22 protein-coding genes are annotated in these 22,810 nt (G+C 66.0%); 17 read left to right on the top strand and 5 right to left on the bottom strand.

The features are described 5' to 3' along the window. Positions 1-35: 35 nt before the first annotated feature. Both EYS21_RS15565 and EYS21_RS15560 read right to left on the bottom strand, forming a co-directional pair. Positions 36-518, bottom strand: a complete 483-nt coding sequence (locus EYS21_RS15565) for an SRPBCC family protein (protein WP_131134118.1) — start codon at positions 516-518, stop codon at positions 36-38. Then, the gene (locus EYS21_RS15560; RefSeq protein WP_131134117.1) at positions 515-874 is read right to left on the bottom strand and encodes a metalloregulator ArsR/SmtB family transcription factor; all 360 of its coding nucleotides are present in this window, start codon (positions 872-874) and stop codon (positions 515-517) included. Before EYS21_RS15560 ends, EYS21_RS15565 begins: the two co-directional genes overlap by 4 nt. Positions 875-1,065: 191 nt before the next feature. Here EYS21_RS15560 and EYS21_RS15555 point away from each other — a divergent pair, with 191 nt between their 5' ends. The 9 genes from EYS21_RS15555 to EYS21_RS15515 all read left to right on the top strand — a co-directional run bounded on the left by EYS21_RS15555 (position 1,066) and on the right by EYS21_RS15515 (position 11,557). Beyond that, complete coding sequence (locus EYS21_RS15555; protein ID WP_131134116.1) at positions 1,066-1,470, top strand: tautomerase family protein; 405 nt, start codon at positions 1,066-1,068, stop codon at positions 1,468-1,470. A 206-nt stretch (positions 1,471-1,676) separates the two neighbouring features. Then, positions 1,677-2,678: a 5-dehydro-2-deoxygluconokinase gene (gene iolC / locus EYS21_RS15550; protein ID WP_131134115.1), complete on the top strand. Its 1,002-nt coding sequence runs from the start codon at positions 1,677-1,679 to the stop codon at positions 2,676-2,678. Continuing rightward, entirely contained in the window at positions 2,675-3,625 is a 951-nt protein-coding gene (locus EYS21_RS15545; protein WP_131134114.1) for a deoxyribose-phosphate aldolase, read from the top strand. Before iolC ends, EYS21_RS15545 begins: the two co-directional genes overlap by 4 nt. Before the next feature lie 39 nt (positions 3,626-3,664). Then, complete coding sequence (gene iolD / locus EYS21_RS15540; RefSeq protein ID WP_131134113.1) at positions 3,665-5,593, top strand: 3D-(3,5/4)-trihydroxycyclohexane-1,2-dione acylhydrolase (decyclizing); 1,929 nt, start codon at positions 3,665-3,667, stop codon at positions 5,591-5,593. A gap of 43 nt (positions 5,594-5,636) precedes the next feature. Then, the gene (locus EYS21_RS15535) at positions 5,637-7,151 is read left to right on the top strand and encodes a CoA-acylating methylmalonate-semialdehyde dehydrogenase (protein ID WP_131134112.1); all 1,515 of its coding nucleotides are present in this window, start codon (positions 5,637-5,639) and stop codon (positions 7,149-7,151) included. Positions 7,152-7,231: 80 nt separating this feature from the next. Then, positions 7,232-8,143, top strand: a complete 912-nt coding sequence (locus tag EYS21_RS15530) for a sugar phosphate isomerase/epimerase (RefSeq protein WP_131134111.1) — start codon at positions 7,232-7,234, stop codon at positions 8,141-8,143. Positions 8,144-8,179: 36 nt separating this feature from the next. Beyond that, the gene (locus EYS21_RS15525; RefSeq protein WP_131134110.1) at positions 8,180-9,193 is read left to right on the top strand and encodes a Gfo/Idh/MocA family oxidoreductase; all 1,014 of its coding nucleotides are present in this window, start codon (positions 8,180-8,182) and stop codon (positions 9,191-9,193) included. Between the two features lie 43 nt (positions 9,194-9,236). Then, positions 9,237-10,109 carry a sugar phosphate isomerase/epimerase family protein gene (locus tag EYS21_RS15520; RefSeq protein ID WP_131134109.1) on the top strand — a complete coding sequence of 291 codons (873 nt, stop codon included), beginning with the start codon at positions 9,237-9,239 and terminating at the stop codon, positions 10,107-10,109. Positions 10,110-10,120: 11 nt separating this feature from the next. Continuing rightward, positions 10,121-11,557, top strand: a complete 1,437-nt coding sequence (locus EYS21_RS15515; RefSeq protein WP_131134108.1) for a sugar porter family MFS transporter — start codon at positions 10,121-10,123, stop codon at positions 11,555-11,557. A gap of 69 nt (positions 11,558-11,626) precedes the next feature. Here EYS21_RS15515 and EYS21_RS15510 read toward each other — a convergent pair whose 3' ends face one another. Further along, positions 11,627-12,076, bottom strand: a complete 450-nt coding sequence (locus EYS21_RS15510; protein ID WP_131134107.1) for a MarR family transcriptional regulator — start codon at positions 12,074-12,076, stop codon at positions 11,627-11,629. A gap of 162 nt (positions 12,077-12,238) precedes the next feature. Here EYS21_RS15510 and EYS21_RS15505 point away from each other — a divergent pair, with 162 nt between their 5' ends. The 7 genes from EYS21_RS15505 (at position 12,239) to EYS21_RS15475 (ending at position 19,654) form a co-directional block, all read left to right on the top strand. Beyond that, positions 12,239-13,483 (top strand): MFS transporter, encoded by a 1,245-nt coding sequence (locus tag EYS21_RS15505; protein ID WP_131134106.1) that lies wholly within the window; start codon positions 12,239-12,241, stop codon positions 13,481-13,483. Between the two features lie 217 nt (positions 13,484-13,700). Next, a complete protein-coding gene (locus EYS21_RS15500) occupies positions 13,701-14,696 on the top strand; it encodes a substrate-binding domain-containing protein (protein WP_131134105.1) in 996 nt (331 codons plus the stop codon). A 52-nt stretch (positions 14,697-14,748) separates the two neighbouring features. Further along, positions 14,749-15,798 carry an ABC transporter permease gene (locus EYS21_RS15495; protein ID WP_131134104.1) on the top strand — a complete coding sequence of 350 codons (1,050 nt, stop codon included), beginning with the start codon at positions 14,749-14,751 and terminating at the stop codon, positions 15,796-15,798. A 15-nt stretch (positions 15,799-15,813) separates the two neighbouring features. Then, on the top strand, positions 15,814-16,731 hold the full coding sequence (locus EYS21_RS15490) for an ATP-binding cassette domain-containing protein (protein WP_131134103.1): 918 nt from the start codon (positions 15,814-15,816) through the stop codon (positions 16,729-16,731). An 18-nt stretch (positions 16,732-16,749) separates the two neighbouring features. Further along, positions 16,750-17,838, top strand: coding sequence for a Gfo/Idh/MocA family oxidoreductase (locus EYS21_RS15485; protein ID WP_131134102.1), 1,089 nt, complete (start codon positions 16,750-16,752; stop codon positions 17,836-17,838). Continuing rightward, the gene (locus EYS21_RS15480; protein ID WP_131134101.1) at positions 17,838-18,623 is read left to right on the top strand and encodes a TIM barrel protein; all 786 of its coding nucleotides are present in this window, start codon (positions 17,838-17,840) and stop codon (positions 18,621-18,623) included. Before EYS21_RS15485 ends, EYS21_RS15480 begins: the two co-directional genes overlap by 1 nt. Beyond that, the gene (locus EYS21_RS15475) at positions 18,620-19,654 is read left to right on the top strand and encodes a Gfo/Idh/MocA family oxidoreductase (RefSeq protein WP_131134100.1); all 1,035 of its coding nucleotides are present in this window, start codon (positions 18,620-18,622) and stop codon (positions 19,652-19,654) included. The genes EYS21_RS15480 and EYS21_RS15475 overlap by 4 nt, the downstream gene beginning before the upstream one ends. 61 nt (positions 19,655-19,715) lie before the next feature. Here EYS21_RS15475 and iolB read toward each other — a convergent pair whose 3' ends face one another. Together iolB and EYS21_RS15465 are read right to left on the bottom strand one after the other, a co-directional pair. Further along, complete coding sequence (gene iolB, locus EYS21_RS15470; protein WP_131134099.1) at positions 19,716-20,624, bottom strand: 5-deoxy-glucuronate isomerase; 909 nt, start codon at positions 20,622-20,624, stop codon at positions 19,716-19,718. A 92-nt stretch (positions 20,625-20,716) separates the two neighbouring features. Beyond that, positions 20,717-21,457: a GntR family transcriptional regulator gene (locus EYS21_RS15465; protein ID WP_131134098.1), complete on the bottom strand. Its 741-nt coding sequence runs from the start codon at positions 21,455-21,457 to the stop codon at positions 20,717-20,719. Between the two features lie 208 nt (positions 21,458-21,665). Here EYS21_RS15465 and EYS21_RS15460 point away from each other — a divergent pair, with 208 nt between their 5' ends. Continuing rightward, positions 21,666-22,799, top strand: a complete 1,134-nt coding sequence (locus EYS21_RS15460; protein ID WP_131134097.1) for an LOG family protein — start codon at positions 21,666-21,668, stop codon at positions 22,797-22,799. The last annotated feature ends 11 nt before the right edge of the window (positions 22,800-22,810 follow it).

Here is a 22,810-nt window from a genome sequence, read left to right as displayed (position 1 = left end):
TGGAAAGTGACCGTCCGCCGTCGTACTTTTCTGCCCTAGACCTTTGCGCCGCTGAGCAGCTCATCCAGCCGCTCGTAGCCCTCCGTCATGCCGCCCTCCATGCCGGACTGCGCCATGCCGTCCCGCGCCTCCTGGGTGGGGTAGACGGAATGGCCCCGCAGGCGGGTGCGACCGTTGCCGAGGTCCTCAAAGGTCATGAATTCGAGGCTGACAACATCCGGGTAGCCGCCGAACTCGAAGGTCTGGATGGCGAATTCGTTTTCCCGGACGGTGTGGAAGACCCCGCTGAATTCGTAGGCGACGCCGTCCGGCCCCGTGTGCAGGTAGCTGTAGGTGCCGCCGGTGCGGAAGTCGTAGTGGTCGATGTCCATCTTCAGTCCCCGCGGACCGAGCCACTGGACGATCAGGTCCGGGTCCTTGTGCGCGCGGAACACGTCTGCGACGGGGAAGTCGAACTCCCGCTCGTAGTCGATAAAGGGAAGTCCTTCGGGGATGCTGAGTTTCAGTTCATTGGTCATGATGGGTCCTTTGCCTGTGTGCCGCTTGCGGCGGCGCTGGAGTGGAGCACGGCATCGAGGCTGCGGAACTGCCCCTCGCGGACCAACCGGTACTGGTCAATCCAGGCGGTGAGCGCCTCCAGCCGTACGGGGTTCAGGTGGACGGGCCGGCGCTGCGCGTCACGCGTACGTGTGACCAACTGCGCCTGCTCGAGGACCTGGATGTGCTTCGAGACCGCCTGTTTGGTGATCGCGAAGGGTTCCGCAAGTTCATTGACGGTGGCGGGGCCCCGGCTGAGCCGGGCGATGATGCGGCGGCGGACGGGGTCGGCCAAGGCTGCGAACGCTGCATCAAGGAGCGCATCGTCGCTGTCCATCCCCGCCACCTCCTGCTGTGTGCCTGGCGCTGTCATCAATCAACTACGTAATCAATCAATTGCTTTATCAACCTCTTGGTTGTTTAAGGCTACTCCTGGAACCTCAGGGCGGCAAGGGGTTGTGGACGAATCTTGTTCCCACGGTGAAAAGTTTGTTAGTATGTCAGGACAAACTACTTGAGGGAGTCGCTGTGCCGCTGGTACGAATAGATGTCAATCAGGGGCGCAGCCCCGAGGATCTGCGCCGACTGAGCCGGGGGATCCATGGTGCGATCCTGGCGGAGTATGGGATTCCGGAGCGGGACTACTTCCACGTCCTGACCGAACATCCGCAGGGCCAGATTGTGGCGCAGGATGCCGGATTGGGCTTCGAGCGCACCCCGGATGTGGTGATGATTCAAATCTTCACCCAGGCCGGCCGCAGCCAGGCGGCCAAGCAGTCACTTTTTGCCGCCATCGCCGCGAGGCTGGAAGGCGTGGGTGTGGCCGGCGAGGACGTCTTTATCGGCTACGTGGAGAACGCGGCCGGCGACTGGTCCTTCGGCTTTGGCAGGGCCCAATATGTCACCGGCGAGCTGGCCGTGCCCCGTAAATAGCGCTGTTTCCGGCGGGCTGCGGGCTCCGATTGTGGGCCTCGCGATCTCCTTTGGCAAGTTGTAAACATGTCAGTACAAACCTTTGACAGGACATTGATTCTAGGGCAGAGTAGTGGATGTGACCCCGCTCATGGAGGGGCCAGCCAGGCACCGGGCTCTAGCTGTTTTGAGGTACAGAGTTCAAACAAGAAAGGTCCGCGATTACCGTGACCCACGAACTGCTCACGATCGGGCGCATCAGCGTTGATATCTACCCGAATGACATCGGGGTGGATCTGGAGGACGTGACCTCCTTTGGAAAGTACCTTGGCGGATCGCCGTCGAACGTTGCCGTGGCGGCTGCCCGGCATGGCCGCCGGACCGGCGTGATCACCCGCACCGGCGATGACGCGTTCGGAACGTATCTTCACCGGGAACTGAAGAAGTTCAACGTTGACGATTCCTTTGTCACGCCGGTGAAGGAGTGGCCCACCGCGGTGACCTTCTGCGCGATCAAGCCGCCCGAGGACTTCCCGCTGTACTTCTACGGACGTTTTCCCACGGCACCCGACCTCCAGATCAGGGCCGAAGAGCTGGACCTGGACGCCATCCGGGACGCGCGGATCTTCTGGTCCACCGTCACGGGCCTGTGCCAGGAGCCCAGCCGCGAAGCCCACATCAAAGCGCATGAGGCCCGCCCGCAGGCCGGCCTTCAGGAGGGCCAGTTCACTATCCTGGACCTGGATTATCGGCCCATGTTCTGGGCATCGGAGGAGGAAGCCCGGGCCCAGGTGGCCAGGATCCTGCCGCACGTCACGGTGGCCATCGGCAATGACAAGGAATGCGCCGTCGCGGTGGGGGAGGGAACCCCTGACGAGCAGGCCGACCGCCTGCTCGCCGCCGGAGTGGAGATCGCCGTCGTCAAACTCGGCCCGGAGGGAGTCATGGCGAAGACCCGCACCGAGCGTGTGGTGTCCGCCCCTGTCCCGGTGGAGACCGTCAACGGCCTCGGCGCCGGAGATTCCTTCGGTGGGGCGTTCTGCCACGGACTGCTCTCCGGCTGGCCGCTGGCCCAGGTCCTGGACTACGCCAACGCCGCCGGCGCGATTGTTGCCTCCCGTTTGTCCTGCGCCGATGCGATGCCGACGCCGGATGAGGTCACCTCGCTGCTGGCCGAACGCGGCCGCCCGGTTCCCGGCACGTCAGTCCCGCAAGGAGCAGCACTGTGACACTCACACCCCTCGCCTCGAACAATGCCCTGGACGACGATCCCCGCCGCTACGCACACCTGAGCACCATCCGCCTCGAAGACCCGGACGCCATTGCCCGGGCCGCCACGGCACGGCGCCGCCATCCCGGCCTGAAGTACGGCCGGCAGAACTTCATCGTCGCCGCCGACCACCCCGCACGGGGAGCTCTCGCCGTCGGAAATGATCCCGTGGCCATGGCCGACCGCCGGCAGCTGTTGGACCGGCTGCAGATTGCGCTGGCCAACCCGGACGTGGACGGCGTGCTGGCCTCGCCGGACATCATGGACGACCTGCTCCTGCTCGGCGCCCTTGAAGGCAAGCTGGTTTTTGGATCGATGAACCGTGGCGGGCTCGCCGGCCTGGTCAACGAGTTCGATGACCGGTTCACCGGCCACACTGCGGCAGCCTTGGAAGCCCTCGGTGCCGACGGCGGCAAGATGCTGACGCGCATCTGCCTGGGCGACCCGGATACGGTGTCGATGCTTGAGGCCACGGCCAAGGCCATCGACTCCCTTGCCGAGCGCAGGCTGATCGCCATGGTGGAACCGTTCCTGTCCCTCCGGGAAAACGGCAAGGTCCGCAACGACCTCTCCACGGACGCCGTCATCAAATCCATTGCCATCGCCGAGGGCCTGGGTTCGACCAGCGCGTATACGTGGATGAAGCTGCCCGTGGTGACCGGGATGGAACGGGTCATGGCGGCCACCACCATGCCCACTGTGCTCCTGGGCGGGGACCCGGACGGCACCCAGGACGAGGTCTTCGCCAGCTGGCAGGCCGCCCTTGCCCTCCCGGGCGTGCAGGGCCTCACCGTCGGACGGACACTCCTGTATCCGGCCGACGGCGATGTTGCCGGCGCCGTAGGCACCGCCGCCTCCCTCCTTCACCACACCGCACCAGCCCACACCGCAGAAGTATCGGAGTAACTTCCCATGGGGACGAGAACAGCAACCGGGACCCGCCGAATGACGGTCGCACAGGCCGTGGTGGAATACCTGTCCAAGCAGTACACCGCTGACTCTGTCGGCGGGGTGGATTACCGGGAACGCCTGATCCCGGGAACGTTCGGGATTTTCGGGCACGGCAACGTGGCCGGCGTCGGCCAGGCCTTGAAGCAGTACCAGCAGCTTGATCCGCGGATCATGCCGTATTACCAGGGCCGCAACGAGCAGGCCCAGGCGCACCAGGCCGTAGGCTACGCCCGGCACACCCGGCGCCGCCAGACGTTCGCGATCAGCACCTCGATCGGGCCGGGTTCCTCCAACCTGCTGACCGGTGCGGCGCTGGCCACCACCAACCGGCTGCCGGTGCTGCTGCTCCCGTCCGACACGTTCGCGACCCGCGCCGCGGACCCGGTCCTGCAGCAGCTCGAACAGCCCTACGCCTACGACATCACCGTCAATGACGCCTTCCGGCCGCTGTCCAAGTTCTTCGACCGGGTCTCCCGGCCCGAACAGCTGTTCTCCGCGTTCCACCACGGCCTGCGGGTCCTGACGGACCCGGCCGAAACCGGTGCCGTCACGATTTCGCTGCCGCAGGATGTCCAGGCCGAGGCCTTCGACGTGCCTGAGGAGTTCCTGGCCGAGCGGGAGTGGCGGATCCGCCGCCCCGACGCCGACGACGAGGACATCCGCCGCGCAGCCGTTGCGATCCGTGCCGCGAAGCGCCCGCTCATCATCGCCGGCGGCGGCGTACTCTACGCCTACGCCAACGACGAACTCGCGAAGTTCGCCGAGCTGACCGGGATTCCGGTGGGCAACACCCAGGCCGGCGTCGGCGTCCTGCCCTGGGACCACCGGTTCTCCCTCGGCGCGATCGGCTCCACCGGCACAACGGCGGCCAACGCCATCGCCGCCGAGGCTGACCTCATCATCGGGATCGGCACCCGCTACGAGGACTTCACCACCGCCTCGCGGACCGCGTTCCAGAACCCGGACGTGAAGTTCATCAACATCAACGTCGCCCCGATTGACGCGTACAAGCACGGCACGACCCTGCCGATCGTGGCCGATGCCCGCAAGGCCCTGGTCAAGCTCAACGCAGCCCTGGGCGGCTACCGCGTCGGCGCGGACCTGGAACAGCAGATCGCTGCGGAGAAGAAGCGCTGGGACGCCACCGTGGACGAGGCATTCGACACCCGGTTCACGCCGTTGCCGGCGCAGAACGAGATCATCGGCGCCACGTCCCGGGCCATGGACGCCGCCGACGTCGTGATCTGCGCCGCCGGGTCGCTGCCCGGTGACCTGCACAAGATGTGGCGTGTCCGGGACCCGTTCGGCTACCACGTCGAATACGCGTACTCCTGCATGGGCTATGAAATCCCCGGGGGACTCGGCGTCAAGCGCGCCGCGCTGGCAGAAGCCGCCCGCGGCGGCACGGACCGGGATGTGGTGGTGATGGTGGGGGACGGCTCCTACCTGATGATGCACACCGAACTGGTCACCGCCGTCGCCGAACGGATCAAACTGATTGTGGTCCTGATCCAGAACCACGGCTACGCCTCCATCGGTTCGCTTTCCGAATCCCTCGGCTCGCAGCGGTTTGGCACCCAGTACCGGGCCCTGGACGAGGAACAGCACAGCTTCGACGAAGGCGAGACCCTTCCCGTGGACCTGGCACTGAACGCCGAGAGCCTCGGCGTGAAGGTGGTCCGGATCGAACCGGGGGAGAAGGTCATCGCCGAACTCGAACAGGCCATCCGGGACGCCAAAGCCGCCCCGGAACGCGGCGGGCCCATCCTGATCCACGTCGAATCCGATCCGCTGCTGGACGCGCCGAGCTCCGAGTCCTGGTGGGACGTTCCCGTCTCCCAGGTCTCCGAGCTGGACTCCACAAAGCAGGCCTTCCAGACCTACACCGACCACAAGGCCCGCCAGCGCAAACTGCTCGGCTAAATTCCTTCACTTCATCCCCTTCGACTACTCAAGGAAGAGTCCAATGACTGCCATCACCTCTGAGACCACCACGATCAACCACTTCATCAACGGCGCCGAGACCGCCGGTGAGGGCACCCGCACCCAGCCCGTCTACAACCCGGCCACCGGCGCCGTGTCCGCGGAGCTGCGGCTGGCCAACCGGGCGGACCTGGACGCCACCGTGGCTGCCGCCCGCGCCGCCGCTGACAGCTGGGGCGACATCTCGCTGGCCAAGCGCACCACGGTGCTGTTCAAGTTCCGCGAACTCGTCGCGGCCCATGTCGACGAGCTCGCCGAGCTGATCACCGCCGAGCACGGCAAGGTCCTCTCCGACGCCAAGGGCGAGATCGGCCGCGGCCTGGAAGTCATCGAGTTCGCCTGCGGCATCCCGACACTGCTCAAGGGCGACTACTCCGACCAGGTCTCCACCGGCATCGACGTCTTCTCCTTCCGCGAGCCGCTCGGCGTCGTCGCCGGGATCACCCCGTTCAACTTCCCCGTGATGGTGCCGTTGTGGATGGCCCCGATGGCGATCGCCACCGGCAACGCCTTCATCCTCAAGCCCTCCGAGCGTGACCCGTCCGCCTCGATGCTGCTGGCCAGGCTGTTCAAGCAGGCCGGCCTGCCCGACGGCGTGTTCCAGGTCCTGCACGGCGACAAGGAAACCGTCGAGGGGCTCCTGACCCACCCGGACGTGGACGGCATCTCGTTCGTCGGCTCCACCCCGATCGCCCAGTACGTGCACGAGACCGCTACCAAGCACGGCAAGCGGGTCCAGGCCCTGGGCGGGGCGAAGAACCACGCCATCATCATGCCCGACGCCGACCTGGACAACGCCGCCGACCACCTTGCTGCCGCCGCTTTCGGCTCCGCGGGGGAGCGCTGCATGGCGATCTCCGTCGCCGTCGCCGTCGGGGACGCCGCGGACCTGATCGTCAAGAAGGTCGAAGAGCGCGCCCTGGCCGTGCAGGTCAACAACGGCACCGCGCCCGGCGCCGAAATGGGCCCGGTCATCACTCCGGCGTCCAAGGAACGCATCGTACGGATCGTCACCGAAGCCGAAACCGCAGGCGCGGCCATGGTGGTGGATGGCCGCGACCTGGTGGTCCCCGGCCACGAGGACGGCTTCTGGGTGGGCCCCACGGTCATTGACCATGTCAAGACTGAAATGACCGCCTACACGGAGGAAATCTTCGGACCGGTCCTCGTGGTGGTCCGTGTTGAGGACCTCGACGCCGGCATCAGCCTGATCAACGCCAACCCGTACGGCAACGGCACCGCGATCTTCACCTCTTCCGGCGCGAACGCCCGGAAGTTCCAGCGCTCCGTGACCGTGGGCATGATCGGCATCAATGTGCCCCTGCCCGTCCCTGTGGCCTACCACTCCTTCGGCGGCTGGAAAGCCTCCCTCTTCGGCGACAAGCACATCTACGGCCCCGAAGGCGTCTCCTTCTACACCCGCGGCAAAGTAGTGACGTCCCGCTGGCCCGAGCCCACCCACGCCTCCGGCGCCTCCTACAACTTCCCCTCCAACTAGGCCCCCACCTCTGGGTTTTCGGCAAGCTCAACCACCGGTGGTTGAGCTTGCCGAAACCAATCGATGAGAAGGATTGAGCAATGACAGAGAACAAGCTGATCATCGGCACCGCACCGGACTCCTGGGGCGTCTGGTTCGCGGATGACCCGAAGCAGACCCCGTGGGAGCGGTTCCTCGACGAAGTGGCCGAATCCGGCTACAAGTGGATCGAACTCGGCCCGTACGGCTACCTGCCGAACGACCCCACCAGGCTGGCCGAGGAACTCAAGGCCCGCGACCTGAAGGTCACCGCAGGAACGGTTTTCACCGCTTTCCACCGCGGATTGGACCAGTGGGAGACCGCCTGGGAGCCGGCCCGCAAGGTCGCCGAGCTCACGGCAGCCATGGGCGGCGAGCACATCGTGGTCATCCCCGCCATGTGGCGCGACGACGTCACCGGCGAAGCCGTCGAAAGCGGCGAACTCACGGAGAAGGCCTGGAGTGACCTGTTTGCCGGCCACAACCGCCTGGGCAAGACCCTGCTGGAGGACTTCGGCCTGCAGCAGCAGTTCCACTCGCACGCCGATTCCCATGTCGGAGCGCAGGAAGACATTGAAACCCTGCTGGCCGCCACGGACGCGAAGTACCTGAACCTGTGCCTGGACACCGGCCACGCGGAATACTGCGGGGCCTCCAGCCTTGAGCTGATCAAGAACTACCCGGACCGCATCGGCTACCTGCACCTGAAGCAGATCAACCCGGACATCCTGAGAAAGGTCAACAAGGAAAACATGACCTGGGCGGCGGCCAACCTCGCCGGCGTGATGACCGAGCCGCCGAACGGGCTGCCGGACCTCCGCGCCGTCATCGAAGCCGTGGAGGCACTGAACCGCCCCATCTTCGGCATAGTGGAGCAGGATATGTACCCGGTGGCCTTCGATGTACCGATGCCCATCGCCAAGCGCACCCGCAACTACCTGCTGTCCTGCGGCTCCCGCACGGCCGTCAACTAACGCCCGCCCAGGCACCGAAACGTAAGGAACGAAACAATGACTGAAACCCTTCGCGTCGCCGTCATCGGCGCCGGCCGCATGGGCGCGGACCACATCCAGCGCCTCCACAAGCGCATCAACGGCGCTGAAGTGGCCGCCGTCGTCGACGTTGACCTGGTCCGCGCCCAGGCAGCCATCGAAGGCATTCCGGGCGCGGTGGCACTGTCCGACGCCGAGGAGGCGCTGAACAACGGAGACGTCAACGCCGTCCTCATCGCCACGCCGGGCTTCCTGCACGAGGACATCCTGCTCAAGGCAATCGCCAAGGACATCCCCATCCTCTGCGAAAAGCCGCTGACCCCGGATGCCGAGTCGTCGTGGAAGATTGTCCAGGCTGAAGAGAAGCTGGGCCGCAAGCGCATCCAGGTTGGTTTTATGCGCCGGTTCGACGCCGAATACGCCGCCTTGGGCGACATCATCCGCAACGGCGGGCTTGGCGAGCTGCTGATGCTGCACCACCAGCACCGCAACCCCACCACCCCGCCCGGCTTCACCAACGAGATGCTGATCAACGATTCGGTGGTGCACGAGTTCGATGCCATCCGTTTCTTCACCGGGGAGGAAATCACGTCCGTCCAGGTGCGCCTGGGCAAGGCGACGAAGAACGCGCCCGCCGGCCAGCATGATCCCCAGCACGTCCTGCTGGAAACCGAGTCCGGTGTCCTGGCCGACGTCGAGATCTTCGTTAACGCCAAGTACGGCTACGAGGTCGGCACCCAGGCGTCCTTCGAGGAAGGCGTCGTCAGCATCGGCGGGGACAAGGGGCCGTACACCCGCACCGCCGGCCGCTGGGGCGGCAACGTCACCCCGGGCTTTGAGGAGCGTTTCGGCGCGGCGTACGACGTCGAAATCCAGTCGTGGGTGGATGCTGCGGTCCGTGGCGAGATCGGCGGCCCCACCGCCTGGGACGGGTACGCCACCGCGGCGTGCTGCGAAGCCGGCGTTGAGGCCCAGAAGAACGGCGAAAAGGTCGCCGTGAAGCTGAACTCCAAGCCTGCCCTCTACAGCTAGCCCGCCCGCCCTTTTCTGACTGATCCACAATGGAGTGTTCCACGTGAAAATCGCACTTGATCCCACCCCGTTCCACCACTCGCACAGCCTGCTCGAATTCCCGAAGGTGGTGGCGGACCTCGGCTACAAGTACATGCAGATGACCCCGCACGCCGACTTCATCCCGTTCTACAACCACCCCAAGGCCGACGACGGGCTTGTGGGCCAGCTGAAGAAGGCCTGCCGGGACGCGGGGATTGAGATCGCCTCTGTCCTGCCGGTCCTGCGCTGGTCCGGGCCGGACGAGGACGCCCGGGAAGCCGCCGTCCGCTACTGGAAGCGCGCCATCCAGATCACCGTGGACCTCGGCGTCCAGACGATGAACACCGAATTCAGCGGCCGCCCGGAAAAGGCCGAAGAATCAGAGCGCGCCTTCTACCGGTCCATGGAAGAACTGCTGCCCATCATCGAACGTGAAGGCATCGACCTCCTGATCGACCCGCACCCGGACGACTTCGTGGAGGAGGGCCTGGCTGCCATCCGGGTGATCCGGGGCCTGAACTCGAAGAACGTTGGCCTGGTCTACGTCGCGTCGCACAGTTTCCACATGAAGAACGCGCCGCTGGACATCATGCGCGCCGCGGGGGACAAGCTCCGCCTGGTCCACGTCGCCGACACCATGGACCACCATGCCTCGCACGGCCTGCGGTACATCACCAACCCGCCGGGCAACCCCGTGCGCGTGCACCAGCACCTGAAAATAGGCGACGGCGACGTCAACTGGGAGGAATTCTTCGGCGGACTGCAGGAGATCGGCTTCCTGGACCGCGACGACACCGTGATGGTCTCCAGCGTGTTTGCCGAAGACGATAATGCCGAAGAAATCTCCCGCTACCAGCTGGACACGATGAACAACTACATCGCCAAAGCACGGTAGCGGGCCGCCCTATGAAGCACACAGAAAACACGCTTTCGAGTTCTTCATCCCAGTCCTTGGCAGGCCCAGCCGCACCTGCCGGCAATCCCAAGAAGTTCATGCGGCGGGTGGCCCTGTTCTCCACTTTCGGCGGACTGCTGTTCGGCTACGACACCGGCGTGATCAACGGCGCCCTGCCCTTTATGCAGCGAGACCTCGGGCTGACGCCGCTGACCGAAGGCCTGGTCACCTCGACCCTGCTTTTTGGTGCGGCGTTTGGCGCCATCACGGCCGGCCGGCTCTCGGACCGTTTCGGCAGGCGACGGACCATCATGGCGCTCGCCCTGATCTTCGCCCTCTCCACGATCGCCTGCTCCTTCGCACCCACAACGGAACTGCTCGTTGTGGCCAGGACCGTCCTCGGCCTTGCCGTGGGCGGGGCGTCGGTGATCGTGCCCGTGTACCTGGCGGAAATGTCGCCGGCGGCCCAACGCGGGCGGATCGTCACACAGAACGAGCTCATGATCGTTACAGGGCAATTCCTGGCGTTCACGTTCAACGCTGTCCTGGGCAACACCTTCCCGGAGGCGTCCGGTGTGTGGCGGTGGATGCTGGTCATCGCAACACTGCCCGCGGTGGTGCTCTGGTTCGGGATGCTTGTCCTGCCCGAAAGCCCGCGCTGGCTCGCCTCGGCAGGCCGCTTCGGCGAAGTGCTTGACGTGCTGCGCAAGACCCGGGCATCGGCCGAGATCTCCTCGGAGTTCGACGACGTCCGGCAGGCAGCCCGCGAAGACTACCAATCCAAAATGGGCACGTTCAAGGACCTTACAGTTCCCTGGATCCGGCGGATCTTCGTGGTGGGCCTCGGGATGGCCATCATCAACCAGATCAGCGGCGTCAACGCCATCATGTACTACGGCACGTCGATACTCTCCAGTTCCGGCTTCGGGGACCAGGGTGCCCTGCTTGCGAACGTCGTCAACGGTGTCACGTCGGTGGTGGCGGTCATCGTGGGCATGTCCCTGATGACCCGCGTCCGCCGCAAGCCCATGTTGATCGTGGGCCTGGCGGGAACCTCGTCCTCGCTGCTCGCCATCGGCCTCATATCGATGGTGGTCCCAGAGGGCACACTCCGCGGCTACCTCGTGCTGCTCTTTATGGTCACCTTCCTGGCATCCATGCAGTCCTGCATCGGCACCGTCACCTGGCTGACCCTGTCGGAAATCTTCCCGATGCACGTGCGTGGAATCGGGATGGGCATCTGCGTGTTCGTGCTGTGGATGATCAACTTCCTGATCGGCTTCTTCTTCCCGCAGATGGTGGCCTGGATCGGGGTGTCTGCCACGTTCTTCATCTTCGTGGCCATCCAGCTGGCGGCCATCGTCTGGGTAAAGCGCGTGGTGCCGGAAACCAAGGACAAGAGCCTCGAAGACCTTGAGCACTACTTCAAGAACGCGGCCGTAGCCTAGGCCACCCAAAGAAAAAGCCCCGCCGGGGGCGCGTTTCCGCGCCCCCGGCGGGGCTTGTGCGTTGACTGCTCAGGCGTGCGAGTGCAGGCGGGGGAGCGCGTCGACCAGCGGGGCCAGCTCGGGCACTTCCTGGGCCTGGGCGAGGGTCCGCTCCAGCGTGGCATCGTGGGCAGGGCGTGCCTCCTCCAGCAGGCTGATGCCGCCGGCCGTGAGCTCGGTATAGATTCCGCGCCGGTCGTCGGCGCACAGGATGCGGGTGAGCAGCCCGCGGTCCTCCAGCCTGTTGACCAGGCGGGTGGTGGCACTGGCGCTGAGTGCGGTAGCCCGGGCCAGCTGCTGCATGCGCATGTGCCAGCCGTCCTGTCGGCTGAGCGCGTCGAGCACTGTGTACTCAACAACTGACAGCTTCGCTTCGGCCTGCAGCGAGCGTTCCAGCTCCGATTCGATCAGGCCGTGCAAGGCCGCCAGCGTCCGCCAGCCCTGGGCCCGGACTTCGACGGCGTCATCCTTGATGCCCATCTGCAATCCCTTCAAAGTCTTGTCCCCGGAACGTGAATCAGGGCACACCAAATAATAGTTGCTTGCGCGCGGTATCTGCTTGTGCAACAATAAATAACGCGTCTGCAACTACTAGCTTACGCGCTCTATTCCCTTCCGTACAGTTTTTGAAGGAGCACTCCCATGCCTCTTGGCCTCCTAGCCCTCGCCCTTGGCGGGTTTGGGATCGGACTCACCGAGTTCGTGATCATGGGCCTGCTGCCCGAAGTGGCCGCCGACTTCAATGTCGGCGAGGCCACGGCCGGCTGGCTGATCTCCGGCTACGCCCTCGCCGTCGTCGTCGGCGCGCTGCTGCTCACTGCGGCCGTGACGCGCTTCGAGCGCAAGCCCGTGCTCGCCGTCCTGCTGGTGCTCTTTGTGGCCGGCAACCTGATCTCGGCCGCCGCCCCGGACTACGCGGTGATGATGATCGGCCGGATCGTTGCCGCGCTGGCCCACGGTGCGTTTTTCGGTATCGGCGCCGTAGTGGCCGCGGGCATGGTGGCACCCACCAAAAAGGCCGGCGCCATCGCGATCATGTTCACCGGGCTGACTGCCGCCAACGTCCTCGGCGTCCCGTTCGGCACCATGCTGGGCCAGGCGGCCGGGTGGCGCTCCACCTTCTGGGCCATCACCGGCATCGGCGTCCTCGCCCTGGCCGGCATCCTGGCGCTGGTGCCCAGGACCGGCCGCGGCGACGCTGCTTCAGGCGGCCTGCGGCGTGAGCTGGGCGCCTTCCGCTCCGGCCAGGTCTGGCTTTCCATCCTCGTCACCATCCTCGGCTACGGCGGCATGTTCGGCGCCTTCACGTACATCGCCTTCACCCTCACCGAAGTCACCGGCTTTGCGTCCGCCACTGTGCCCTGGATCCTGATCCTCTTCGGCATTGGACTCTTCATCGGCAACACCGTGGGCGGCAAGGCGGCGGACCGCAATGTTGACCGCACCCTCCTGGTGGTCCTCGCCGTGCTGGTGGTGGTCCTCGTGGCGTTCGCCCTGACTGCCGGCAACCAGCCCCTCACGATCGCCGCCATCATCCTGATGGGCGGCTTCGGCTTCGCTGCCGTCCCGGGCATGCAGATGCGCGTCATGAAGTATGCGGCCAGCGCGCCCACCCTGGCCTCCGGCGCCAATATCGGCGCCTTCAACGTCGGCAATGCCCTCGGCGCCTGGCTCGGCGGCGTGACCATCACCGCCGGCCTTGGCTATACCTCGCCCATCTGGGCCGGCGCCGGCATCACCCTGCTTGGCCTCGGGGTGATGGCCTTCGCTGCGGCCACTGACAAGCGGCACCAGGCAGGCGAGGCGACGCCGGATGCGCCGGCTCCCGCCGCCGTCGTGCATGTCAGCGCCGAACCCGCGGCGGTTGCCACCAGTTTCCACCGCTAAACACCACTCCCGGCAGGATTCCGGGCCCAACGCCGGGAGCGATGGCACCGCCATCGCTCCCGGCATTTTTGTATCACACGGAAGCCACTCAGGTTAAAACATCCTAATGTCAGGACAAACTATTGACATTAGTGAACTGAATCACCATGATCGAGGTAGACAGTGCTCCGGAGGCTGCAGAGTGGCAGCCCGGACCCTGCGATCAAAGGAGATATAGGTGGCACATTTTTCCTGGCGTAAAGCGGCCCTGACCGCGGCTGTAGTACCCATGCTGGCGCTCAGCGCATGCTCAAGCACCGGAGGCCGGACCCCGGAAACCGGAACAGGCGCCGGCGGTGGCCAAGTGGCCACCACGGAGCGGATGAAGATCGCCCTGATCGCCCACGCCCCCGCCGGCGACACGTTCTGGGACACCGTCCGCAAGGGCGCAGAGGAAGCGGCAGCGAAGGACAACGTTGAACTGCTGTACACCTCCGATCCGGAGGCCGGCCGGCAGGCGCAGCTGATCGAGCAGGCGATCGACCAGAAGGTGGACGGCATCGCCGTTACCCTGGCCACGCCCGATGCTCTGAAGGATGCACTGAAGAAAGCCTCTGATGCGGGAATCCCCATCGTCAGCTTCAATGCCGGCGAATCGGTCTCCGCGCAGCTCGGGGCATTCACGCACTTCGGGTCCAACGAGCAGCTCGCCGGCCAGGCCGTGGGAACAAAGCTCGCGGCGGGTGGCTACAAGCACCCGGTCTGCGTGATCCAGGCGCAGGGGCATGTGGGCCTCGAAGCCCGCTGTGCCGGTGTGAAGTCCAAGGTACCCGGCACGGAAATTCTGTATGTCAACGGAGCGGACATGACGTCGGTCGAATCGACGGCCACCGCGAAGCTGCAGGCATCCAAGGACGCTGATGTCATCATCGGCCTGGGCGCTCCCATTACCCTGACGCTCCTGAAGTCAGTGGCCACCGCCGGAAGTTCGGCGAAGGTTGCCAGCTTCGACCTGAACAAGGAACTCGCCCAGAAGGTTTCCGACGGAAGTGTGCTGTTCACCGTGGACCAGCAGCCATGGCTGCAGGGCTACGGCGCCGTGGATGCGCTGTGGCAGAACAAGCGCGGCGGGTTCAAGCTCGGCGGCGGCCAGTCGGTCCTGACCGGTCCGGCCATCGTCGACCAGTCCAACGCCGCCGAAGTCCTGAAGTTCGCCGAACAGGGTATCCGCTAACAGCCCGCTGGCCGGGCCGGCCAACGCCGGCCCGGCAGCAAGGAGAATCATCATGACCATCACCCAGACCAGAACCAAATCACCTGCCACCGATGAACGCGTGGCCAAACGCAGTCCGTTGCAGCAGCTCCTCGGCCGGCCCGAGGTGGGGGCCCTCGTGGGCGCCATCGTCCTCTTCATCTTTTTCGCTGTGGTTTCCTCAACGTTTACCCAGCCCAATGCCCTGGCGACAGTGCTGTACGGCAGCTCCACGATCGGGATCATGGCAGTAGGGGTCTCGCTGCTGATGATCGGCGGAGAATTCGACCTTTCCACCGGCGTCGCCGTCATCTCCTCGGCGCTGACAGCATCGATGTTCAGCTGGTACTTCAGCACGAATGTCTGGGTGGGGGTCATCCTGGCTTTGCTCGTGTCCCTGGCCATCGGGTTCATCAACGGCTGGATCCTGATGAAGACCAAGCTGCCCAGCTTCATCGTCACCCTGGCCTCATTCCTGATGCTCACCGGCCTGAACCTGGGCCTCACACGTCTGATCGGAGGCTCCGTCTCATCGCCGTCGATCTCCACCATGGACGGCTTCGACACCGCCCGCGGCGTCTTCGCATCCTCGGTGAACATCGCAGGCATCGACGTCAAGATCACCGTGTTCATCTGGATCGCGCTCGTCGCCGTCGCCACCTGGGTGCTGATGCGGACCCGCGTGGGGAACTGGATCTTCGCCGTCGGCGGGGACGAGAACGCGGCCCGCGCCGTGGGTGTGCCGGTCAAGGCCACCAAGATCGGGTTGTTTATGGGCGTCGGCTTCTGCGGCTGGATCCTCGGCATGCACAACCTCTTCGCCTTCGACACCGTGCAGTCCGGTGAAGGCGTGGGCAACGAGTTCCTCTACATCATCGCCGCGGTGATCGGCGGCTGCCTCCTCACCGGCGGCTACGGCTCGGCTGTGGGCGGGGCCATTGGCGCCTTCATCTTCGGCATGGCCAACAAGGGCATCGTCTACGCCCAGTGGAACCCGGACTGGTTCAAGTTCTTCCTGGGCCTGATGCTGCTGCTGGCCACCATCGTCAACCTGATCGTCAAGCGCCGAGCAGAGCTCAAGTAAAGGGGCCCGGAGAAAATGAATGCCAAGCAGATCGACCAAGCAACCCTGCTGCAGAATGAAACCGATCCACTGACGCACACGCCGGTGCACCTGCTCTCGCTGGACAAGGTGGGCAAGAACTACGGCAACATCCTGGCACTGAGCGACGTGACCATGGCCGTGGACAACGGCAGGGTCACCTGCGTCCTGGGCGACAACGGCGCGGGCAAATCCACCCTGATCAAGATCATCGCCGGCCTGCACCAGCACGACGACGGCGTCCTGAAGATCATGGGGGAGGAGCGGAAGTTCGGCTCCCCGCGCGACGCCCTCGACGCCGGCATCGCCACCGTCTACCAGGACCTCGCCGTGGTGCCGCTGATGCCCATCTGGCGGAACTTCTTCCTCGGCTCGGAACTGACCTCCGGCTTCGGCCCGTTCAAGAGCCTGGATGTCCAGAAGATGAAGGACATCACCAAGAAGGAACTCGCCGAGATGGGTATCGACCTGCGGGACGTGGAGCAGCCCATCGGGCAGCTCTCCGGCGGTGAACGCCAGTGTGTCGCGATCGCCCGCGCCGTCTACTTCGGCGCGAAGGTCCTGATCCTGGACGAGCCGACGGCGGCCCTCGGCGTGAAGCAGTCAGGCGTGGTCCTGCGCTACATCCTGCAGGCCCGCGACCGCGGCCTGGGCGTCATCTTCATCACCCACAACCCGCACCACGCCTTCCCCGTGGGTGACCGGTTCCTGCTGCTCAAGCGCGGCAAATCGATCGGTTACTACGAGAAGAAGGACATCACGCTCGAAGAGCTCACCGCGCAGATGGCCGGCGGTGCGGAACTGGCCGAACTCGCCCACGAACTCGAACAGCTCGGCGGCCACGGCGACGTGGTCAAGGAAGTTCAGAACGAAGTGGCAGACGTGGCGCAAACCACCGGCAAGGCCTACAACTAACTCCGAAAGGACCAGCCATTGGCTTACATCAACCAGAACCCCGCGGCAGGACCGGCACCCGTCCGGATCGGGCTCATCGGCTCCGGGTGGATGGGTGCGTTCCACGCGGACAGCATCGCCCGCCGCGTCCCGGGCGCCGTCCTGGCAGCCATCGCCGACCCCAACGTGGAATCGGCTCAGAGCCTCGCCACAACACTCGGCACCGCCAAAGTGACTGCAAACGCCGAAGACATCCTGGCGGATCCGGAGATCGACGCCGTCATCATCGCCAGCCCGGTACGGTTCCATTCGTCGCTGATCGCCCAGGCTGCTGCCGCCGGCAAGCACGTCTTCTGCGAGAAGCCCGCCGGGCAGGGCCTCGACGAACTCGACGCCGCCCTCGCAGCGGTGGAAGAGGCCGGCGTGCACTTCCAGGTCGGCTTCAACCGACGGTACGCCGACGACTTCCAGGCCGCCAAGAAGGACCTCGCCGCAGGGATCGCGGGGACACCGCAGCTCCTGCGGTCCCTGACCCGTGACCCCGGTACCGGAAGCATCCCGAACGCTGCCAGGGTCCCCGCCTGGACGATTTTCCTGGAGACCCTGATCCACGACTTCGACACCCTCAACTGGTTCAACGAAGGCGCCGAGCCCGTGGAGGTGTACGCCGTGGCGGACGCGCTCGTGGAGCCCTCCCTGCGTGAGGCGGGGTTCCTGGACACCGCAGTGGTGACCATCCGCTACAGCAACGGCGCAGTGGCCGTGGCGGAGGCAAACTTCAGCGCCCTGTACGGATATGACATCCGCGGCGAAGTGTTCGGTTCCAAAGGCATGGTCCAGGCCGGCCGCGCCACGGAAACGGCGGCCCGCCGCTACACGGCGGACGGCCTGTCCGCCGACACCCCGCGGCTCAACGTGGAACTGTTCCGCCAGGCCTACACGGACGAACTCGCCGACTTCGCCGGTGCGGTGCGTGCCCGGCGCGACGGCATGCCGCCGTCGTCGTCCGGCTTCACCCTCACTCCGGGTGCCGCCGATGCCCGCCGTGCGCTGGCCATGGCGCTGGCATGCATCGAATCGGTCCAGCGCGGAGCCCCGGTTGCGGTCAACGAGACGGCAGCCGTCTGATGCGCCTGGCAGTCTGCGCGGAGATGGTCTTCACGGACCTTCCGTTTGTGGAACGGGTGCGCCGGATCCACGAGTCCGGCTTCGACGTCGAGCTCTGGGATTCGCGGACCAAGGACATCAGTGCGCTCAAGGCCACCGGGGCGGTGTTTTCCTCCATGACGGGCTACACCTCGGGCAGCCTGGTGGACCCCGATACCGCCGATGACGTGGTGCGCACCGCCGAATCGCTGATCCCCACCGCACTGGAACTCGGGGTCGGCCGCATGGTGGTGCACCCGGCCGAACTGATCGACGGCCACGCAGCACGCCCGGTCTACCGATCCACCGGCACGATGTGGAGCACTGGGGCGCGGACCCTGGAACGTCTCGGCAAGCTGGGGGAAAAACACGGCGTCACGTTCTGCCTGGAGAACCTCAACACCGTCCTTGACCACCCCGGCATCCCGCTGGCGCGCGCCAAGGACACCCTGACCCTGGTGGAGGCCGCCGGGCACCCCAACGCGAAGCTGATGCTGGATCTGTACCACGCGCAAATCGGCGAGGGTAACCTCATCGAACTGGTGCGGACGGCGCTGCCCTACATCGGGGAGATCCAGGTGGCCGACGTCCCGGGCCGGTGCGAACCCGGGACCGGGGAAATCAACTACGCGGCCGTCGCCAAGGCGCTCGCGGAAGCCGGCTATGAGGGAACGGTTGGCATGGAAGCCTGGGCGAGGGACGACAGCGACGCAGCCCTGGACGCCTTCCGCGCAGCCTTCACCGTTTATGCGGAGGAGAAACGATGAAGGACGTCATCCTGGGACTCGTTGGAGTCGGGCGGATCGGCGTGATGCACGCGAACAACATTGCCGCCCTCAACGGGGTGCTCAATCCGGAAGGCATCAACGTCCGGCTCCGCCTGACCGACGTTGCAGAAGAGCACGCCAGGAACGTCGCGGCCGGCCTCGGGGCCGAGTTCCTCCCGACGGTGGAGGCGCTCCTCGCCTCCGGACTGGACGGGCTGGTGATTGCGACCGGTACCGGCACGCACCCCGAGCTGATCAAGGCGGGGGTTGACGCCGGAATCCCGGTCTTCTGCGAAAAGCCGGTGGCTTTGGACGTGGCGGACGCCCTGCCGGTGCTGGAGTACATCCGGGACCGGCAGGGCGTGGTGCAGATCGGCCACCAGCGCCGCTTCGACGCCGGCTACCTGGAGGCCCGGCGGGCCTACCAGGCCGGGGAGCTGGGCTGGATCCATTCACTCCGGGCGGTCACGTGCGACATGGCGCCGCCGCCGGTGGAGTTCCTGGCCAGCTCCGGCGGCCTGTTCCGGGACTGCTCGGTCCACGATTTCGACATCCTCCGCTGGCTGACCGGCCAGGAGATCGTCGAGGTGTACGCGAAGGGCTCCAACAACGGGGACCCGGCCATCGGCGCGGCCGGGGACGTGGACACCGCCCTGGCCCTGGTGACGTTCGACGACGGGACTGTCGGTACCGTCTCCGCAACCCGCTACAACGGGGCGGGCCACGACGTCCGGCTGGAGATCCAAGGGTCCCGCGGCTCGCTGATGGTGGGGCTGGATGACAAAACCGCGGTGGCTTCGGCCGAAGCCGGCATCGGATTCCCCGCGGGGGAGCCGCATCTGACCTTCGCCGAAAGGTTCGACGCTGCCTACCGTTCCGAGATGGCAGCCTTTGTGGAACTGATCCTCGGCCGCCGGGAGAATCCCTGCACGCCGGAAGATGCGGTAGCGGCTGCCCGGGTGGCGGATGCAGCCCAGGAGTCCCTGGCGACAGGCGTCCCGGTCCGCGTGGCCCTGAAAGTGGCGAGCTGACTTTATCCGAAGACAACTGATGCCCCTCACCGCATGCGGTGAGGGGCATCTGCTGTGCTGCTTAGGCTCCGAAGGGCAGCCGCGGGTCCACGTCCTGGCCCTCCCAGGTCTGGCGGATCCAGCCGTGGTGCGGGTCGTCGCTGATGAGCCAGTCGCGGACCGGACCGGGGCCGGCCATGACATTCAGGTAGTACAGGTCGTAGCCCGGGGCGGCCATGGCGGGGCCGTGCCAGCCGTAAGGGACCAGGACGACGTCGCCGGTGCGGACTTCCGCGGAGACGTCGATGGGCCGCTCGTCTGAGGCATAAACACGCTGGTAGCCGATGGCGTCGCCGTGCACGCCTTCGCTGGCAGGTGCAGCCGGTCCGCCGGGCGCAACCCGGGTCTCGAAGTAGTAGATCTCCTCGAGGCTGGTCTCGCCGTCCTTCTCCTCATCATGCTTGTGCGGCGGGTAGGAGGACCAGTTGCCTGCCGGCGTGATGACCTCGCAGACGATAAAGCGGTCTGCCTCCAGGGCAGCCGGGGTGCCGAAGTTGTGCACCTGGCGGGAGCAGTTCCCGGCGCCGCGGAGCTCCACCGGGGTTTCCGCGGCGGTCACCAGCCGGGTGGGGTAGGAAGTCTTCGCCGGGGCGGTCGCAATGGCGACCCTGCCGCCGTCGGCCGAGCTGATGGTGAGAGCCCTCTGTGTGCCCGTGTAGAGCACGTCGCTGGGACCGTTGAAGACGCTGGCCCGGCCGGCCAGCCGGAAGTCCGCACCGTCGACGGCGGCCGTGAAGGATCCGCTCAGCGGAACAACAATGCGCTCCTCGCCCGCTGCGGGAAGTTCGACGGCGGCACCGGCCGCGAGCGTCGCGACCTTCAGCCCCGTGTGGGCCCAGCCGTCCACCGTCAGTGCCGAGTCGGATGTTCCCAGGGACACGTCCCAGCTGCCGTCGGCGGCGGAACCCAGCGGATATACCCAGTTGGCCATAGATTTTGCTCTTTCGTTGAGGGCACAGCAGTGGCGTGATTGCAGCATCCACGCTGGCTTGGTGGCAGCGCGCAGCGCGCTGAGGTCCGGCGTTATCGCTGGACGAGGGTCATTTCGAAACTGTAGGAGTCGGCGCGGTAGACGTGGTGCCCGGTTTCCACGTTGCGGCCGGTGTCGTCCACGGCGGTGCGTTCCATGGTCACCAGCGCCGAACCCGGTTCGGCCTCCAGCAGCGGAGCCTGGTAGTCGTTGGCCACCATGGCCCCGATGCGCTGCGAGGCAAGCCGGAAGTTCACACCGCCGTTGCGCAGGATGCCGTACAGGCCCTGCGCGCTGAGCTGGGCCTCGTCGATGGAGGTGATGTCGTCGCGCACCCAGTTCTCCATCAGGGCCAGCGGTTTGCCGCCCACCTTGCGCAGCCGGGTGAAGTGGTAGACCTTGGCGCCGGCGGGCAGCTGGAGGGCTTCGCGGGTGGCCTCGTCCGCTTCGATGTGGGAGAAGCTGAGGACGTCGGTGGTGGGCTTGCTGCCGTTGTTGCTGAGGTCGTCGAAGAGGCTGGAGAGTTCCAGCGGCCTGCGTACCTGGCTGGAAACCACCTGGGTTCCCACGCCGCGCTTGCGAACCAGCAGGCCGGAGCGCACCAGCTCATCCATGGCCTTGCGCATGGTGGGCCGGGACAGGTTGAGCTGGGCGGCCAGGTCGATCTCGTTGTCCAGCCGGCTGCCGGGAGGGAGGAGGCCGGTGTGGATGGCCGACTCAATGCCCTGCACCACCTGGTGGTAGAGGGGCACCGGCGAAGAGCGGTCGATGCTGAGGTTTAGTTGATTCGCCATTGAGCGCTCCCTTGTGGTCCGCGGATGCCGGTTCTGCCGGAACCGCGAATGTCAGCCTATGTTCGATTGATAGGACATACTGCCTTTGTGACGATAATAGCAGGCCGTTTTCGGGCCGCCAAGGACCGGCGCTGCGGCGAAGCGATGGCCCGCAGCGGTTAAGCTGGGCCGATGAGCAACCCACTCCTGGCACGCTAGGACACGCGGCGTGAACCCCTCCGGCAGTGTGCGCCCCAGCCCCCGGACCCTGGAAGTCGAGAGCCTGGCCAGCTTCGACAGGCTGGTGGCGGCCGGCGCCACGGCCATGCACGGCTGGCACGCCCAGTCACTGGATCTGCGCGGCAGGACGGCGGCGCTGGAGAGCCTCGACGTTGAAGGTGCCATCTTCCTCGGCTGCACCTTCGACCCCGGTGTTGAAGATGGCCTGCGGCGCCGCGGCGCCCTGATCTTCCCCCGGCTTGAGGGTGTGCCCTTCGATCCCTACCGGGCCAGGCTGTATACGCCGCAGGAGCTTTACGCCGGGCTGGACCATGCCCCGTACGAGGAACTGCCTGATGCCCTCGTCTACCAGTGGAGCATCCGCCCCGGGCAACGGCACCGGCTGGACGCCACGCTTGCTTCGGCGCTGCACGACCACGCCATCGGAGACGCCCTCGACGAGCTGGTCCGCTCCGATGCCCGTGAGGCACTCACTGTGGTGGGCGTGATGGGAGGGCACAACGCCCAACGCGGCACCCCGGAGTTCGCCCAGGCCGCTGCGCTGGGCCGGGTGCTGGCCGGCAGCGGGCGGATGGTGGCCACCGGCGGAGGTCCCGGTGCCATGGAAGCGGCCAACCTCGGTGCCTACCTCAGCCGCATTCCCGAGCAGGACTTCCAGGCGGCACTGGCTTCACTGGGGGCCGTGCCCGGCTTCCGCCCTTCCGTGTCCGCGTGGGCGCGGGCGGCGGCCGCCGTCGTCGAACGTTTTCCTGACGGAACGCCGTCGCTGGGAATCCCCACCTGGTTCTACGGGCATGAGCCGCCGAACTACTTTGCCACGCACATCGCCAAATACTTTGCCAACGCCGTACGCGAGGCGATCCTGCTGGAAGTCTGCAGCGGCGGCATTGTTTTCCTGCCCGGGGCGGCCGGGACGGTGCAGGAGATGTTCCAGGACGCGTGCGAAAACTATTACAGCGCACGCGTTGCCGTCACTCCGATGGTCCTGGTGGGCAGCCGGTACTGGCAGCAGGAGTATCCGGCCTGGCCCATGCTCCAGCGGCTCGCGGCGGGACGGCCGATGGAGGACCGGATCTTCCTGGTGGACACCGTGGAGGAGGCGCTCGCCGTGATCGGCGGGTAGCCAAAGGCACC

The organism is Arthrobacter sp. S39 (assembly GCF_004320525.1).
Taxonomy (GTDB): Bacteria; Actinomycetota; Actinomycetes; order Actinomycetales; family Micrococcaceae; genus Arthrobacter.
This window is presented reverse-complemented; position numbering and strand designations above follow the sequence as displayed.